The 17191-nt window shown below is 54.9% G+C and carries 16 protein-coding genes; 11 read left to right on the top strand and 5 right to left on the bottom strand.

What is annotated here, in order from left to right:
• Positions 1-2: 2 nt before the first annotated feature.
• From cysW to CHR62_RS05920, 4 genes are all read right to left on the bottom strand, one after another.
• Complete coding sequence (cysW, locus tag CHR62_RS05935) at positions 3-875, bottom strand: sulfate ABC transporter permease subunit CysW (protein ID WP_093970931.1); 873 nt, start codon at positions 873-875, stop codon at positions 3-5.
• Complete coding sequence (gene cysT, locus CHR62_RS05930; protein ID WP_093970930.1) at positions 872-1699, bottom strand: sulfate ABC transporter permease subunit CysT; 828 nt, start codon at positions 1697-1699, stop codon at positions 872-874. The genes cysW and cysT overlap by 4 nt, the downstream gene beginning before the upstream one ends.
• 3 nt (positions 1700-1702) lie before the next feature.
• Positions 1703-2704 (bottom strand): sulfate ABC transporter substrate-binding protein, encoded by a 1002-nt coding sequence (locus CHR62_RS05925; protein ID WP_123660346.1) that lies wholly within the window; start codon positions 2702-2704, stop codon positions 1703-1705.
• A gap of 209 nt (positions 2705-2913) precedes the next feature.
• Positions 2914-3927, bottom strand: coding sequence for a sulfate ABC transporter substrate-binding protein (locus CHR62_RS05920; protein WP_199722900.1), 1014 nt, complete (start codon positions 3925-3927; stop codon positions 2914-2916).
• Positions 3928-4259: 332 nt separating this feature from the next.
• Here CHR62_RS05920 and accB point away from each other — a divergent pair, with 332 nt between their 5' ends.
• From accB to CHR62_RS05885, 7 genes are all read left to right on the top strand, one after another.
• On the top strand, positions 4260-4724 hold the full coding sequence (accB, locus tag CHR62_RS05915) for an acetyl-CoA carboxylase biotin carboxyl carrier protein (protein ID WP_123660345.1): 465 nt from the start codon (positions 4260-4262) through the stop codon (positions 4722-4724).
• Between the two features lie 2 nt (positions 4725-4726).
• Positions 4727-6097, top strand: coding sequence for an acetyl/propionyl/methylcrotonyl-CoA carboxylase subunit alpha (locus CHR62_RS05910; protein ID WP_123660344.1), 1371 nt, complete (start codon positions 4727-4729; stop codon positions 6095-6097).
• The gene (locus CHR62_RS05905; protein WP_123660343.1) at positions 6094-7584 is read left to right on the top strand and encodes a pyruvate/oxaloacetate carboxyltransferase; all 1491 of its coding nucleotides are present in this window, start codon (positions 6094-6096) and stop codon (positions 7582-7584) included. Before CHR62_RS05910 ends, CHR62_RS05905 begins: the two co-directional genes overlap by 4 nt.
• 17 nt (positions 7585-7601) lie before the next feature.
• Positions 7602-8498 carry an HAD-IIA family hydrolase gene (locus tag CHR62_RS05900; RefSeq protein WP_199722899.1) on the top strand — a complete coding sequence of 299 codons (897 nt, stop codon included), beginning with the start codon at positions 7602-7604 and terminating at the stop codon, positions 8496-8498.
• Between the two features lie 73 nt (positions 8499-8571).
• A complete protein-coding gene (locus CHR62_RS05895; RefSeq protein ID WP_123660342.1) occupies positions 8572-10398 on the top strand; it encodes a PEP-utilizing enzyme in 1827 nt (608 codons plus the stop codon).
• A 44-nt stretch (positions 10399-10442) separates the two neighbouring features.
• Complete coding sequence (locus CHR62_RS05890; RefSeq protein ID WP_123660341.1) at positions 10443-11483, top strand: PEP/pyruvate-binding domain-containing protein; 1041 nt, start codon at positions 10443-10445, stop codon at positions 11481-11483.
• On the top strand, positions 11483-12187 hold the full coding sequence (locus CHR62_RS05885; protein WP_123660340.1) for a Crp/Fnr family transcriptional regulator: 705 nt from the start codon (positions 11483-11485) through the stop codon (positions 12185-12187). Before CHR62_RS05890 ends, CHR62_RS05885 begins: the two co-directional genes overlap by 1 nt.
• A gap of 113 nt (positions 12188-12300) precedes the next feature.
• On the opposite strand, the gene CHR62_RS05880 is transcribed toward CHR62_RS05885, so the two are convergent.
• Positions 12301-12669, bottom strand: a complete 369-nt coding sequence (locus CHR62_RS05880) for a DUF4168 domain-containing protein (RefSeq protein ID WP_123660339.1) — start codon at positions 12667-12669, stop codon at positions 12301-12303.
• 254 nt (positions 12670-12923) lie between these two features.
• Between CHR62_RS05880 and CHR62_RS05875 the strand changes: the two genes are divergently transcribed.
• The 4 genes from CHR62_RS05875 (at position 12924) to CHR62_RS05860 (ending at position 17114) form a co-directional block, all read left to right on the top strand.
• The gene (locus CHR62_RS05875; RefSeq protein ID WP_123660338.1) at positions 12924-13868 is read left to right on the top strand and encodes a LysR family transcriptional regulator; all 945 of its coding nucleotides are present in this window, start codon (positions 12924-12926) and stop codon (positions 13866-13868) included.
• A gap of 168 nt (positions 13869-14036) precedes the next feature.
• Positions 14037-14537 carry a hydroxyquinol 1,2-dioxygenase gene (locus CHR62_RS05870; protein WP_123660337.1) on the top strand — a complete coding sequence of 167 codons (501 nt, stop codon included), beginning with the start codon at positions 14037-14039 and terminating at the stop codon, positions 14535-14537.
• 20 nt (positions 14538-14557) lie between these two features.
• On the top strand, positions 14558-15562 hold the full coding sequence (locus CHR62_RS05865; protein WP_123660336.1) for a hydroxyquinol 1,2-dioxygenase: 1005 nt from the start codon (positions 14558-14560) through the stop codon (positions 15560-15562).
• Positions 15563-15650: 88 nt separating this feature from the next.
• The gene (locus tag CHR62_RS05860) at positions 15651-17114 is read left to right on the top strand and encodes an aldehyde dehydrogenase family protein (RefSeq protein ID WP_123660335.1); all 1464 of its coding nucleotides are present in this window, start codon (positions 15651-15653) and stop codon (positions 17112-17114) included.
• Positions 17115-17191 lie beyond the last annotated feature (77 nt).

The following is a 17191-nucleotide window of genomic DNA, read 5'->3' as shown; positions in this document are numbered from 1 at the left end:
AATCATTCCCGAGGTAATTCGGCCAGCGCCTTCATTTCGCGCTCCATTCGCCAATGCGCAACCGTCTTGATGACAAGGGTTACCAACGCCAGCAAGGCCAACAATGACGCGACTGCGAACGCCGCAACTGACTCATATTCGTTGTAGAGAATTTCAACTTGCAGGGGCATAGTGTTCGTCTGGCCACGAATATGACCTGACACCACAGAGACAGCGCCGAACTCACCCATTGCACGGGCATTACACAGAATGACCCCGTAAATAAGCCCCCATTTGACATTCGGTAGCGTGACGTACCAGAACGTTTGCCAACCCGACGCTCCCAATACGACAGCGGCCTGCTCTTCATCGTTGCCCTGTGCCTGCATCAGCGGAATCAGCTCGCGTGCAATAAAGGGGAACGTCACGAAAATAGTGGCCAAAATAATCCCTGGCACCGCAAAAATGATTTTGATGTCATGCTCGGCTAACCAAGGGCCCAGCCAGCCCTGCGCACCGAAAACCAGCACATAAATCAATCCTGCCACTACCGGCGACACTGAAAAGGGCAGATCCACCAAGGTGATCAAAAACGACTTGCCTTTAAACTCGTATTTCGCGATTGCCCAGGCCGCAGCCACACCAAAAACCAAATTCAGGGGCACCGCGACCATGGCCGTGATTAAAGTGAGTCGAATTGCCGCCCATGCATCTGGATGTGTCACCGCTTGCCAGTATGCTTCCCAGCCTTTGCGCAGCGCTTCTGTAAACACTGCCGCCAACGGCAAAACAAGAAACAACACCATGAAGCCAAGCGCAACAGAGAGCAGTAGCAAACGTACCCATTTGGGCTCGCTAATTGGGCCCGGGATAGCACCCGACATCCTTGAACTCATAATGATGCTCCCAAACGCCTTCTTTTCCAGGCTTGCAAGCCATTGATCAACAGCAGCATAAGAAACGAAATTAGCAACATGACGCATGCCACCGCGGTCGCTCCGGCGTAGTCGTACTGTTCGAGTTTTCCGATAATGATGAGCGGCGTAATTTCAGACACCATCGGGACATTACCCGCAATAAAAATCACGGATCCGTACTCTCCAATGGATCGGGCAAAAGCTAGGGCAAACCCCGTCAGCAACGCGGGCATGACCGTCGGCAAAATAACTTTGAGAAAAGTTTGCAGCCGGTTCGCCCCCAGACAAAACGCAACCTCTTCCAGCTCGCGCTCCATTTCTTCAAGAACCGGTTGAACTGTACGTACGACAAACGGCAAACCAATAAATACAAGCGCAATCACAATCCCTTTAGGGTTGAAAGCCAGCTCAATACCCAATGGCGCCAAATACTGGCCTAACCAACCGTTATTTGCCAAAACTGCCGTTAACGCAATGCCTGCCACTGCGGTAGGCAGCGCAAACGGCAAGTCAACCAGCGCATCAACAATCCGCTTTCCTGGGAAGGAATAACGCACCAGCACCCACGCCACCAAAAAGCCGAACACCATATTGATGGCGGCTGCCAGTAGTGAGGCACCGAACGTCAGTCGATAAGACGCCACAACCCTGGGTGAGCTCACCGCCTCCCAGAATTGAGGCCACGACAATGACAGCGTTTTGAACACCAGAGCGCTCAGCGGAATGAGCACGATCAGGCAAAGGTAAAACAAGGCGTAGCCCAGCGTCAGATTGAAGCCGGGCAGAACACGTTTGAGAGACATCGCTTACTTACCGACGGTGTACAGTTTGTCGAAAAGACCGCCGTCGTTGAAGTGCACTTTCTGGGCTTCGGTCAACGACCCAAAGTACTCTTCAACCGTAAACAGCTTCAATGGCTTGAATGTCTCGGCATGCTTCTGCAAGACGCTTTCCAACCGAGGACGGATACCGTGCTTCGCCGCAATTTCTTGCCCCGAAGGTGTGTACAAGAACTCAAGGTAAGCACGCGCTTGATCCGCCGAGCCTTTTTTTGCAACGGTACGCTCGACCACAGCCACTGGATTCTCGGCGACGATACTCGCCGACGGATGAATGGCTTGAACTTTGCCTTTGCCAAATTCGCGCTCAACAGATACCACTTCTGACTCGAACGTAATCAGCACATCGCCAATATTACGTTGCAGGAAAATGCCGGTTGCATCACGCCCGCCTCGAGCCAGTACGGGCACATTCTTATACAAATCAGCAACGAACTGCTGCGCTTGTTCTGGTGTACCGCCTTTATTCAAGACGCTTCCCCACGCTGCCAGGTAGGCCAAGCGCCCGTTACCTCCGGTTTTGGGATTAACCACGACAACCTGCACCCCAGGCTTGACCAAATCATCCCAATCCTTGATCCCTTTCGGGTTGCCCTCACGGACCAGAAATAACATTGTGGATGTGGTCGGCGCAGCATTGTTCGGGAATTTCTGGCGCCAGTCTTGAGCCACAATACCCTTACTGGCCAAGAAGTCCACATCGGTCGTCGTGTTCATAGTGACCACGTCGGCCTCTAGGCCCTCGGCTACCGCGCGCGCCTGCGCTGAAGAGCCAGCGTGTGACTGCTGGACTTCGATATCTTTACCCGTGGTTTGCTTGTAATGTTCGACAAAAGCAGCGTTGAGATCTTTATAAAACTCTCGCGCAACGTCGTAAGAAACATTCAACAATGTGGTTTCCGCAGCCTGACCCGGGGCTGTAAACATAACAGCGGAAGCTGCGACCACTGCGCTCAAAAATGCCTTCATAAACTTACTCACTATTAATGGTGTGGATACATAGGCATTCTGTCGGTCTTTTCAAATAATCAAAACGACTAATAAAAAATGTATTAATAACCCCTGCTTATTCCTACTGATGACACGCACCAAAAAACAAGGCCCCAAAGGGCCTCGCTTTTTGGTGCTGTAGATGACGTGACGCAGCACTTTGCCAGGTGCCATTCGGTTTGAAAGCCTTACTTTTTGCTGTAAATCTGATCAAACGTTCCACCGTCCACAAAGTGTGTCTGAGTGGCCTGTTCCCAACCACCAAAGGCATCGTCGATAGTGAATAAGGGGATGGCAGGAAACTGCGACAAGTATTTCTTTTGAGCCGCCTCCGAGCGAGGTCGATAGAAGTTCTTTCCGGCAATATCCTGACCGATATCTGTGTACAAGAAGTTCAGATAGGCGGTCGCCACCTCGCGCGTCCCTTTCCGGTCAACATTCTTATCTACGACCGTCACGGGGGGCTCGGCAAGAATGCTGATACTTGGATAAACAATGTCAAATTGCTTACCAAACTCTTTTTCAAGCAAGTAAGCTTCGTTCTCCCACGAAATGAACACATCGCCCTGATTGCGTTGCGAGAACGTGATCGATGCCCCCCTGGCGCCGGTATCGAGCACAGGTACATTTTTGTAAAGCTTCTCGATAAATTTTTGTGCCGCTTCGTCACCGCCATACTTACGTTTGGCAAACTCCCATGCGGCAAGGTAGTTCCAGCGAGCACCACCAGACGTTTTCGGATTCGGAGTAATCACCTTAACGTCCTCACGCACCAGGTCGTCCCAGTCCTTGATGTTCTTTGGATTACCCGCTCGAACCACCAGTACGATGGTTGAGGTATAAGGCGACGAATTTTGCGGCAGGCGCGACTGCCAATTCTTAGGAATGAGTTCGCCGTTCTTATTCAGCGCGTCAATGTCCTGTGCCAGGGCCAATGTGGCCACATCGGCATCAAGCCCGTCAATGATAGATCGCGCCTGCTTGCCCGAGCCGCCGTGCGATTGTTGAATCGTCACTGTTTGACCGGTCTTGTCTTTCCAGTATTTGGCAAAAGCGGCGTTGAATTCGCTATAAAGCTCCCGGGTCGGATCGTAAGAAACATTCAGTAGTGAAACATCCTGAGCCTGAACCTGTGCGGAAAATAAAAACCCAATAGCCGCAGCGACGAGAAAACGACAGCTGTTCTGATACAGAAAAATCATTGGTCCAAGTCCTTAAGTTGATATTAGAGGAACTAATGATCAGTCAAAGGACTCCCCGAAAGAACTACTTATTTTGCGTATCTTTATTACCGTGCATCTTAATACCACTTAGCCAGCTCATTATGTCCCCTGGTTCGGCGCAAAGGTTATGTCGGTAATCTGACCGCGCCGAAAACTTGAAGACTATTTGAGTTATTTACCCCCGCGCGTCCCTAGTGAAATCCCTAGCCACAAATGTCATCACCCCGACAGATGCGGCAGACCCTCCTGTCTAAACTTCCCAAAGAGGACTCGACGCACGATTCCAAACACTGGAGAGACAAGGGCACCCTATGGACATTGATCTAGCCGAACTGGCATCTTTAGTCACGCTACTCAAAGAAGCCGATTTCACAGAGTTTCGTTACGACAAAGGGGACACACATATTGTCGTACGCAGGGGAGTCGTCGGGCGGGACGACATCGAGATACCGCCTGCCCTGCCTTCAGCACCTGCTACACCAGCAACAACAGCCTCACCCGCCGCCAAAGCCGCAGTTGCCCCTACTCATGGCGCAAAGGTAGTAACTGCCCCCATGCTTGGGACATTCTATGTCTCCCCAAAACCGGGGGAGCCCCCGTTTGTCAAACTGGGAGACACTGTCGGCCCAGAGTCGGTAGTGTGCATCATTGAAGTGATGAAACTCATGAACTCGGTCAACGCCGAGTGGAGTGGCACGATTGTGGGCATTCATGCCGAGAACGGGGCTCTTGTAGAGTTTGGTCAACCCTTGTTCAGCATTCAAGAGGCAAACTGATCATGGGCGCCGCAAAACACCGCAAGGTTTTCGTGGCCAACCGCGGCGAGATCGCCCTTCGCATCATCGAGGCCTGCGACCGCCTGGGTATTGAAACCGTACTGGGAGTCTCTGCCTTCGACAAAGACTCTTTACCCGCACAACGTGCCGGCCAAACTGTGGTGCTGGGTCCTTCCCACGCATCCAATAGCTATCTGAATGTCGGCGCTGTCACCCACGCAGCAATCCATACAGGTTGCACTGCGTTGCATCCGGGCTACGGCTTTCTGTCCGAGCGCGTCTCACTCGCCCGGGCCTGCGCCGAAAACAACCTTATTTTTATCGGCCCACGCCCTGAACACCTTGAGGTACTGGGCGATAAGCTCAGCGCCCGTCGGGTTGCAGAAGCGGCCGGCGTTCCCGTTTCGCCGGGAGGGGCCACCACGTCAGGTCAAGAGGCCCTGGACCTCGCAGACCAAATTGGTTACCCCGTATTGGTAAAAGCTGCATTTGGTGGCGGCGGTCGCGGCATGAAATTAGTGCATAACGCCGATGACCTGGTAGCCGCATGGGAGCTTGCCGCCTCAGAGGCTCAGGCCGCTTTCGGCGACGGCACCGTCTTCGTCGAACGATTCATTGCCAATGCCAAGCACATCGAAGTGCAAATTCTGGGTGACCAACACGGCAACCACATCCATCTGGCCGAACGGGAGTGCTCAGTGCAGTATCGGTATCAGAAGATGCTCGAGGAAGCGCCGTGTAACGCCCTGAGCGAATCTGCCCGAAACAAGCTGCACGGTTATGCGCTCAGTCTGGCACGGCAAATCAACTACCAAAGTCTTGGGACAATCGAATTTCTGTACGACGTACAGCGCGACGCCTGGTGCTTTCTCGAGGTCAACCCCAGAGTTCAGGTCGAGCATCCGGTCACGGAGTCTGTGACAGGGATTGACCTGATACGCGAACAGATACTTGTCGCATTCGGTGAACCGCTCTCGCTACGCCAGCAAGATGTACAAATCAGTGGTCATGCCATTGAACTTCGCCTGACCGCACAGGATGCGCATCGCGCGCTGATGCCATCGCCCGGCACACTGACACGTTGGCGGCCGGCTCCTCTGGGCGGCGTAAGGCTGGACACCCACCTCTACGAGAACTACCGTTTCCCACCTCACTACGATGCCTTGATGGCAAAAATCATTGCCTGGGGTCCCGACCGAAACACGGCCCTGGAGCGTCTGACCCTGGCGCTACACCGCCTTGAAATTGAGGGGCCGCGCACCAACCTGGCGCTACTTCAGCGCTTGGTCAATTCACAAACCGTGCTTGAAAACAGCGTGACAACACGCTGGCTCGAAGATGCCCTGCCACAGCTTATGGAAGAGCCCTCATGACAGATGTCCGACTTATCGACGTAAGCCTGCGTGACGGCAATCAAAGTATCTGGGGCGCAGTAGGTGTTAAAACCAGCACCATCGAACGTGTGGCGCCACATATCAATAAAGTGGGCTACTACGCCGCGGAGGCCGCCACCAGCACGATGTTTGCCACCGCCGTACGCTACCATCAAGAAGACCCGTGGGATCGTCTTGATGCCTTGCGCATAGCCGCGCCGGACACCACTTTGGGGTTTTTGACGACCGGCAAACGATTTATCACGTTCTCACGCACGCCCCCAGAGCTTTTCAAGCTGGCCTTCGAGCTGCTGCGTCGTCATGGCGTCACCAGAATGTGGGTCATCGACCCCATGCACGACATGGAAGCCGCCATGTCCACGGCCCGATTGGCAAAAGCCGCCGGGTTCGAAGAGGTAATCGGCGGCTTGTGCTACACCATCAGCCCCGTACATACCGACGCCTACTTCACCGAAAAGATTGCGCAATTCGACAAATGCGACGCCATTGACAGTATCTATATCAAAGACCCCGCAGGGCTGCTTACACCCGATCGCCTGCACTCGTTGGTGCCAAGCCTTCGCAGCGGCCTGAAGCACAAGCGTATTGACGAGTTGCATACCCACTGCAATACAGGCCTGGCACCTCTTACCCTGCTGGCAGGGGCCGACCTCGGCTTACGCTATCTGCATTGCGCACTGCCCCCATTAGCCGAAGGAGCTTCGCACGCCTCTGCACTCCAACTGGTGAATAACCTGAAAGCACGCGGCCATCACGTCAATGTCGATGTCGACGCCATGCAACGCGCCTCCGACGCGCTGCTTCGCGAAGCGCGATTACGCAACCTGCCCGAAGGCAGGCCCCTGTTATACGACGAAGCCTACTACCGTCATACCTTACCCGGCGGCGTGCTCAGCACGACGGCCCGACAACTCAAAGAAATGGGAAAAGGCCATCTGATGCCCGCCGTTGTCGAGGAGGCCCAGCAAGTCAGAGCCGACCTCGGATGGCCAATTGTTGTCACCCCTTTCGCTCAGTACATCGTCACCCAGGCCGCGCTGAACGTGATGGCAGGCGAGCGTTATCAGCGCATCAGTGATGAGGTAGTAGACATGCTCTTAGGTGACTGGGGCCCGATGCCGGGGCTGGTTGATCCCGAACTGCTGAACCGCGTTCACGACTTACCCCGCGCCCGTCAACGTATCGCGCAACCGGAACCTGACCCACCGTCAATCGCAGATCTGCGTCGTCGATTGGGCAGTGAGTTGACCGATGAAGACTTTTTAATGCGCGCTGTCATGCCAACCGAGCAAATGGACGCTATGGTTGCCAAGCGCAACAGCTTGCGACGTGCTCGTGCACATGGTGCCAGCCTGGGGCTACGCGAACTGGCACTGGCCTTAAGCGACCCCCAACGCCCGCTGTCGATTCAAATCTCTCAAGGCGACACCACCCTCACGCTGACCGGGAAACATACCTCGACCTGACGCCAGGAAAACAGAACATGAACGCACCCTCGCCCTTTTCTGACATGCTCTTTGAAAAACGCGAAGAACAGGCCATTTTGACTGACCTTGCCTATGCCAACGGGTGGATGCTCGACGTGGACGGCTGCCTTGTCAAAACCACAAAGGCAGGAGGCGCAGGCGGCCACGCCATCGGCGGCGCTGCGAAACTGCTCGACTGGCTACGCCGCAACGAACGCAAATTTGTCATTTGCACGAATGCATCCCAGCGCACCGTTGCAACCTACGCCAGTCACCTGCGCAGTATCGGACTCGACATTGCAGACCACGAAATGATGACAGCAGCCACTGCTGCAGGTGAAACCATAGCAAGAGCGCATCCCGGCGGACGCATTTTGGTCGTTGGCGATGAGGGGATGCTCGAAGCCATCCGCAGCGCAGGTCTGGAAGTTACGCCTCCGGATGCATCCAACGCTGACGCCGTCGTCGTTGGCGCCGCCGACACGTACAGCTCGGCAAACTTGAACGCAGCCTGCCTGAGCATTGCTGATCATGGTGCACCACTCTACACCTCGGTGTCATCCCCTTGGTTTCACGGCGGCGTCAAACGCAGCATTGCCGTATCGTCCGCGATTGCCCAGGCAATCGCCTCGGTGACAGGTGTCCAACCTATCGTTTGCGGCAAGCCGTCACGCGAGCTAGGCGAAAGCCTGCGCCTGCGCCTAAGCGGTGGCAATAGCCAAATAGTCATCGTGGGCGATGCAGCACCCGCCGAAATGCGCCTGGCACGCGGCATGGGCGCAATGGGCGTCCTGGTGCTCAGTGGCGCGACCCAGGCCGACGAGTTATCCGGCTTACCCGTTGACCAACAGCCGCATTGGGTCGTCCAAGACATCGACGAGCTGGCCGACCAACTGCAAAGAGTTATCCCCTAGTCGTTCCGAAGCTGTTTATTCCCCCCTGATCACGCCAAACACAGAGCGCGACCATCTACTCAGGAGACAAACCATGAATGCACCAACAGATCGCTTCCCTTACCTGCACGAAGCCAAGGCCCCGGCCGGTGCCGAAGGCTGGGAACGCATGTACCCCTATTTTCTGATTTCCCAGCCGGAAGGGCGCGACTTTGAGCAGGAACGATTCTGGTTTGCAGACTCAATGCATTGGTCTCGTGCAGTTCATCCCTTCGACAGCATCGGCGCCGAAGCTGTCTATTATGGTTGCGGTGTCAACGGCGCTCGCAGCATCGTGCTTCCCGCCGCCTTGGGGCTAGACGTGCGCATGGTCAATGGTTTTGTCTACATTTGCCCACAAGCCGTGTCCGACCCGGCAGAAATCCAGCGCCGACTGGCCTTGTTCCAGGAACGAGCAGGCCACTATTACAAAAATTGGGATGCGCTGTACGCAAACTGGAAAGAAAAAATGACTGTCGCAATTGACAGGATGAGGTCCCTGGAGTTCGCGGCGCTGCCAGAAATTGAACCCATTGAGGTCGTGACCGAAGGCCAGGGTCGTTCGGTGTCTTGGGATTTGGTCGAAAACTACCACCGGCTGGTCAACGACTTTTTCCTGGTTTGGCAATATCACTTCGAGATGCTCGGCCTGGGCTACGGCGCGTATCTGGTGTTCTTTGACCTATGTAAAAAGGCCTTCCCCGAAATTCAGGATCAAACCATCGCACGCATGGTGGCGGGTGTCGAGGGGATGGCATTCCGCCCAGATGACGAACTACGTCGACTCGCCAAACTTGCCGTCGAGCTTAAAGTTGACCCGGCGATCAACCCTGATGATACCGCTGATACCGTTCTTGCAAATATTGCGAAACAAGGCAACGGCGCGCAATGGCTTGCGGCTCTGGATGAAATACGCGATCCATGGTTCAACTATTTTGCAGAATACGGTTTCCTGCATGACCAGGAAACCTGGAATGAAAACTTGTCTATCCCTTTCCAGGCCATCGCCCGCTATATCGAGCTCCTTCGTAATGGCGAAGTTATCGATCGTCCGGTCGAAAAGCTTCACGAAGATCGTGACGAAATAGTGGCCGAATATCGAGCATTGCTGGCCCCCGAAGAGGCTAAAGCCTTTGACGAAGCCCTGGCCTTATCCCGCAACGTATTCCCGTACATTGAAGAGCACAACATATACGTCGAGCACTGGAGTCATGCCGTATTCTGGCGGAAAGTACGCGAGCTGGCCAATGTATTTGTCGCCGCCGGCTTTTTCCGCGAGGCCGAAGACTTTTACTTCCTGAACCGATTTGAAATTGATCAAGCCCTGTTCGACATGGTGGAATCGTGGGCCATTGGCGTTCCAGCAAGAGGCGCTCAACACTGGGCCCACGAAATCGATGCGCGACGAAAAATTATGGCGGCGCTTCGTACAAAAACTGCAGCCCCGGCCTATGGCACACCCCCGAACGAAGTAACAGATCCGTTCGCCATCATGAACTATGGCGTTACAACAGAACGCGTGCAGCAATGGCTGGCTCAGACGCGTGGCGGCAACGCGACAGCCCTGCAGGGCATTGCGGCATCGCCGGGGGTTGTCGAAGGGATCGTCCGTGTCATTCGACACGAAAATGAAATCAGCGATCTTCAGCCAGGAGAGATTCTTGTGGCTGCGATTACAGCGCCGTCGTGGGCGTCGGCATTCTCGGTCGTTGCCGGCGTAGTCACCGACATTGGCGGACTGATGAGCCACGCCGCAATTGTTTGCAGGGAATATGGCATGCCCGCCGTCGTCAGCACAGGCTTTGCCACCACCCAACTGAAAACCGGCCAGCGCATTCGTATTGACGGCTATAAAGGCACAGTAGAACAGTTGGCTGCCTGATTGACCCAAAAAAATAGCAACATTGCAGCAAGGAGACAACAGAAATGCAAGACTGGACCCTGACTTTCGAACAACAGAACGCACTGGAACATGCCCAGGTTGGCGGCAAGGGTCATGGGCTGGCGCTCATGGCCCAGGCTGGCATTCCTGTTGCTCCGGGCTTCATCGTAGCTACGTCCGCTCACCGCTATTACCTCGATAAAACCGGCATTGGCACGCAGTTACATCAGGCTTTAAACGGCATCGACAAGGCCTCGCACGAGGCCCGCGAAACCCTTGAGCAAACCGTCATGACATGGTTTGATCAAACACCTATGCCCACCGAACTACGCGAGGCCATCATTCAGGGTTACAAGGACCTGTCCCGGGCACTTCACTTGCCTGACCTCGTCGTCGCTGTAAGATCCAGCGCAACAGCTGAAGACACACAGGGCACGAGCTTTGCAGGAGAATACGAAACATATGTTGGCCTGCATACCTCAGACGATGTCGAGCTTCATGTTCGCCGTTGCTGGGCCAGCGCCTTTTCGGCCAGGGCGCTGGGTTACGCCTGGAAGAACGGCATTGACCCGCTCGGCATCCATATGGCGATTGTTATCCAGAAAGTCGTTAATGCGCGCGCGGCTGGCGTCATGTTCACAGTCAGCCCGACAACCGGCGACAGATCGCGCATTGTGATTGAGGCCAGCCACGGGCTTGGGCTGGGTGTCGTTGGCGGAGACGTCACCCCGGATCGCTTCGTCATCGCCAAAGTAGAAGGTCACGTCATTGATCGAATTCTAGGGGAGAAACATCTGGAATATGGTCCCGACGGCAAGGCAAGGCCCGTCGAAGCAGAGCGACAAGCTGTCTTTTGCCTAAGCGACGCGGAGGCTGTTGCGCTGTCAAAGGTCGGCAAGCGGCTTGAGCGCATGCGGGGCGCACCTCAAGACATTGAGTTCGCCATCGACCGTGAGCTACCAGGCGGTGACAACATTGTCCTGCTCCAATGCCGGCCAGTTACCGTGACTGCGCCCAAAGCCAGCGCTCCAATCGATAAGGCATTGGTTCAACTAACCGCCAGTGTGCTGGCAGCCGCGCGTTAATGACAAAGCCGCTACATCAACAAACGGTTTCGTTAAACCGTGACGAGCTTCTTGCCGGTGCAGATTGGTATATCACACTGTCTGACAGCGCCCAGACACTTGTCAAGCGAGACCTGATCGAGCGCCACGTCAGCTCGGGCGACGCGCTTGGCCACCAAGGCGAAATACAACTTCATTGGTTTGGCGTCATGGATGGTCTGCTCAAATGGTCGGTCAGTGCAATTGACGGGCGATCGGTAACGCTGGGCGGCCAGTCGGTAGGCAGTTGGTTCGGCGAAGGTACATTAGTGCGTGGTAAACCCCGACAATCGGACATCATCGCCTTAAGGCACAGTCGTGTTGCAATGCTCCCGCGCACTACATTTAATTGGCTGAGGCAAAACGAACCTGCATTCAATGAGTTTTTACTGCGCCAAATCAATGAACGAATGCACTGGTTCATGGGCAGCATGGCCGCCCACCGCCTCCTGGATGCAGAACACTTGGTAGTTCGCGCACTATGGGGCCTGGTCCATCCACTGTTAAATCCCCTAGGGCTGCGTCACCTGTTGATTTCCCAAGAAGAACTCGCCAACCTGGCAATGGTGTCCAGACAGCGCTGCAATATGACGCTTGTCACACTAAAACGCGAAGGCCTGATCGAGTTAGGTTACGGTGCCATATCAATCCGCGACGTCGATGCGCTCGCTGCCCGCATCAGATAAGCCTGGGCATCTACCTGTCTGCCATCTGCACCGTAGGTGACTGCGACAATCCAACTCAAACAAAAACGCCAGCCCAAAAAGCTGGCGTTTTTGCGTTACGGCCGCAGGCGCAATTACTGGCTAAGTTCCACCAAGCGCTCTTGCAGCTTGGGGTCGGCTTGCGCGGCCTGGTTAATCGCCAGGAATTTCTCGACGGTTAGCCCTTCGTCTTGTACGGCCCCCATCATTTTCTCATCGGCCTCTTTAACCACGGCTTCACGCTCGTCGGACGATGACGTCGCCTGAACCTTGGGTGCATATTCTTGGGTTAGCACCGACACCTTTTCGGCCGCCGCTACAAACTTTTGCAAATCGGTTTGCGAATAGCTTGTCGTTGGTCCGGCGGGCGGGGTTGCCGACTGCGCCGAAGCGGCCAGCGGCGCTAACGCCAGCGCGGAAGAGATTGCGGTAATAGACAGGAATTGAGTGACTTTACGATGCATCCGTTCTCCTCGGAGTTGATAAAGCAACGCGCTTGCACACGTTAAGGTCACCCTAACACGCACCATAAAGCCATCACAACCCAATGTCGCAATACTTCGCCTAACGTAACATCGCCACACATTTCCGATGCCGGCCTGTGCGTAATACACTGCAGGACATAACGGCAAACCCGACACGCTTTAGCGCAAAACAATAACGGGCAAGCCCAGGCACTACATACAAACACAGTCATAACGTGCCTCAGGAGACAACTTTGGACCGATACCTGTCTATCGAAGCTTTTGTCACGGCTGCAGAAACGCAAAACTTCTCAGAAGCCGCGCGCCGGTTAAGTGTGTCGAAGTCTGTTGTTACCACGCGTATACAGCAGCTAGAAAACTACGTCGGTGCCCCTCTGTTTCACCGCAACACCCGCAACATCCAGTTATCAGAAGTCGGTGAGGCATTTTTAACCGAGTGCGCCGACCTGCTGGCGCGAACAACAGACCTCGTAGACCAGATGCGACAAGCCAAGGCGACCATTACCGGACGGCTGCGCGTGCATGCCTTGCCAGGGCTTGTGCTTGGACATCTGGCCACTTATCTGCGCGAATTCCAGGATCTGTACCCGGGCGTAGAGCTCGACCTCAGCGTTAACGACACGGTCGTCGACCCCGTCAAAGCGGGCGTCGACTGCACATTGCAGATCTTCAAACCCGCATCAAATGAACTGATCGGTCGCCCTCTTTTCCCGGTCAGGCGCGTGTTCTGCGCCTCGCCTGAGTATCTCGAGAAACACGGCACGCCGAAAGGGCCGCGAAATTTGTACGAACACCGCCTGGGCTTGTATTCAAATTATCCGACCCGCGACCGCTGGCTTTTTTACGGCAAACGCGAAACAGTGTCGATGGATTTGCGCCCTGCACTGCGGACCAACAGCGTGCACCTGCTTGAAGAATATGCAGCCGCACACGCGGGCATTGTCTGCATCCCGACGTTGGTTGCGTCGGCCCCCATTATGTCCGGCCGCCTCACGCCCATACTCACCGACTGGCAACTGACCTCGTTCTGGCTATGGGTCGTCTACCCGCATACCCACCGGGGCGGGCTTAAGTTGAAGCTGTTCATCGAACACATTTTGTCTCGCTTTTCGACCGAACCGCCGTGGGACGAAGACCTGATCCGAGGCGGCTTCGTTTCACAAAGTCTTATAGAGTAAACGCAAGACTGCGCCCACTGGAACAGGGCCGTTTTGGCTATGATTGTTTGCATATTGCAAACAGTCTTGTCGCCCATTTGTGCTTTCAGTATCAACAACTTACGCCTAGACTTTTCAAACAACGTCTAAAAATAAGTTGCCCAATCACAAACAATTGTGGAGACAAACATGCAATACACGACAAAGTTCGGATCGCTGGAGCATTACGAAAAAGGGGGCGTGCAAGTCATCAACGACAACGCAAAAAACTACGCATTTTCTAACTGCTTCGAAATCGCCAACACATCAAAACCCTACGAAAAGGTAGTGTTTGGCGTCAACCAGATTTACGTCCTTGAAACCCTGAGAGCCGAAGGCACTTCACCCTGGTATACCTGCGCGCACGACGAGTTTGCCCTGTGCATGGACAAAGACGTCGAAGTTCACCTTATCAAGCTCGATCCATCACAGCACGTCAAAGACACTGAAAAGAATGGCTCGGTCCTGGTCGAAGGAGACCCAAAAGGGCCAAAAATGGGCTGGATTCATCTACGCCGCGGTCATCAAGCCATGTTGCCGGCCAACACCGCCTATCAGTTCCGGGCGGCACAACCTTCGGTCATCGTCCTGCAAACCTGCATGGGAGACCTTTCGGTTCAAAAGTGGGCAGACATCTGCCAAGCCGCTTAAGCCCAACAGGAGACATCTTCATGGACACCGCTACCAAATTTGACGCCATCGCCACTGAGCCCCACCCCGTCTACGGCTACAAGGCCTATTCACTGGGCGATTTCTCGTTCGAACGTGACGAGTACTTTGCGCACATCAAATGGACAACCGTTCAAGGCAAGCCAATGTCTCATACCATCGACATCGGCAACTTCCTGCGCGCCCTGATGCGTGATGTCGGCTGGGGGTTCTTCTACGGTTGGGTAAACTTCGACAACGTTTTCGGCACAACCAACCACTACACCACTGTTGACGTCTTTGCCGGCACCTACAACAAAGACTTTAAAGACGCCAACGCCGACCTGCTGCAAAACTTTCCGTCCGAGCAAGTACGCGTCACATTTGTCGACATGCTCGAAGACTGGACCAATACGGGCTTTGACCCATATGCCGCCCCCCAGGAAACGGGGTCGCCATACGGGCGCAAAAACGGCAATAACCTCAAAGCCGTCCGTCGTGTACGACAACTGGCTGACCGTTGCGTGGGCCTTAAGGGCGACCTGGCCATGCGTACCGACGAAAACGGCTACCCGGTCAATCGCGGATTTGCCGACGTCCCCCAAGATGCGCCCGAACTGCATCCAGAGCCAGGCTTCGAGAACGAAGTTCACGCCTTTAACTTGTTTGCGTATCTGTCGCGCTCCGACGTTACTTGGAACCCTTCATTCACGACTGTCGTCAAGCACAGTTATATGTGCCCCACCACCGAAGAGCATATCTTGCCTGTTGTGCACGGCAACGATCGCGTCGAATGGTTCTTTCAGATGTCCGATGAAATTTCGTGGGTGTGCGCCGACAAGAACACTGCAGAACCTCGGGCTCGCGTCATCATGAAAGCCGGTGACATGGCAGCCATGCCCGCCGACTGCCGACACCAGGGTTTCTCGCCGAAGCGCTCCATGCTGCTGGTTTGGGAGAACGGCTCACCCCAGGTGGTGTACGACATCCAGGAAGGCCGCGCCCCGGTCAACCCGGTTTCATTCTGACGCCAACGCCCCTTCGTTTTTTTAAGGCCCGCCGCATCACGTAACGGCGGCGGGCAATTTCGCCCTTCGCCTACGTCCCGGAGACAGGATGAACACACAGCTTTTCATCAATGGCCGTTTTTGCCCCGCCGCCGACGGCGCGACTCTGGCTACCTTGAACCCCCATGACAACAGCGTCATTGCTGACGTTTCAATGGCAGGGCCAGCCGATATTGAACTGGCCATTAAGGCGGCAAAAGCAACACTGCCCGCCTGGTCGCGCATGGCCGCCATGGACCGCGGTCGCCTGTTATTAAAGTTGGCAGATGCCATCGAAGCCAACGCCGACGAGCTTGCCCGCCTTGAGTCTATCGACACAGGCCACCCATTGCGCGACACGAAATTCCTCGATGTACCCAGAACCGCAGTTACCTTCCGGTACTTTGGCGGCATGGCCGACAAATTTGAAGGCAGCGTCATCCCGGTCGAAGAGGGGTTTCTGAACTACATGCTGCGCGAGCCGGTGGGTATTGTGGGTCAGGTCGTCCCCTGGAACTTCCCGCTTATGTTTACTAGCTGGAAAATGGCGCCTGCCCTGGCCGCGGGTAACTGCATCGTCATGAAGCCCGCCGAACTGACGCCTCTATCAACGCTGCGCATCGCCGAACTGATGGCTGAAGTTGGCTTTCCGGACGGCGTGGTAAACATTCTGCCCGGATTGGGGCAAGTTGCCGGCCAATATATTGCCGAGCACAACGACATTGCAAAAATTGCCTTTACCGGATCTACCGAAACAGGCAAGCGCATCGTACGCGCCTCGGCCGACAACCTCAAAAAAGTTCAGCTCGAACTGGGCGGAAAAGGCGCCAACATTGTTTTTGGCGACGCCAATTTACAGGCCGCCATCAATGGGGCGGCGTTTGCCATCTTTCATAACCAGGGCCAGGCCTGCATTGCAGGGTCTCGTCTGATACTGCATAAATCCATCGCAGACGAATTCCTCAAAAAATTCATTGCGCTGGCTGCCTCTATCAAAATCGGCAACCCCCTCGACATGTCGACCGAAATGGGGCCGGTAACCTCGTTACATCATCGCGACCGCGTTTTGTCTTATGTCGACATAGCGCGCGAACAAGGCGGCGAAGTATTGCTGGGTGGCAAGGTGCCGTCTGACCCAAGCCTTGCGGCAGGCTGCTATATCGAACCCACCATCGTTCGCGCCAAGCCTACCGACCGCGTTAGCCAGGAAGAGGTCTTCGGGCCCTTCGTGTCGGTAACAACATTCGAAACTGACGAAGAAGCACTGGCCATTGCCAACGGGACCGAATACGGCCTGGGTGGCGGGCTCTGGACCAACAACCTGCAACGCGCCCATCAGTTTGCCGGCAAGATGCGTTCGGGCATGGTCTGGATCAATTGCTACAAACGCGTTAACCCAGGATCACCCTTTGGCGGCTTTGGAAAATCGGGCTACGGGCGAGAAATGGGCTTCGAAGTAATGCGCGAATACACCCAGGTCAAATCCGTCTGGGTCAATGTCGACGCCAACCTTAAACCCTTTTACCCGCGCTAAGCACCTCTTCAAGCAGCACACAGGCCACATCAGCAAATAGAACTCGCAGTTTCATGTTGCATTAAAAGAAGCGCCAC

The sequence above is a fragment of the Pusillimonas sp. NJUB218 genome, from assembly GCF_003788685.1.
GTDB lineage: Bacteria > Pseudomonadota > Gammaproteobacteria > Burkholderiales > Burkholderiaceae_B > Neopusillimonas.
The sequence above is the reverse complement of the archived record's forward strand: the minus strand, read 5'-3'. Positions and strand labels throughout refer to the sequence as shown.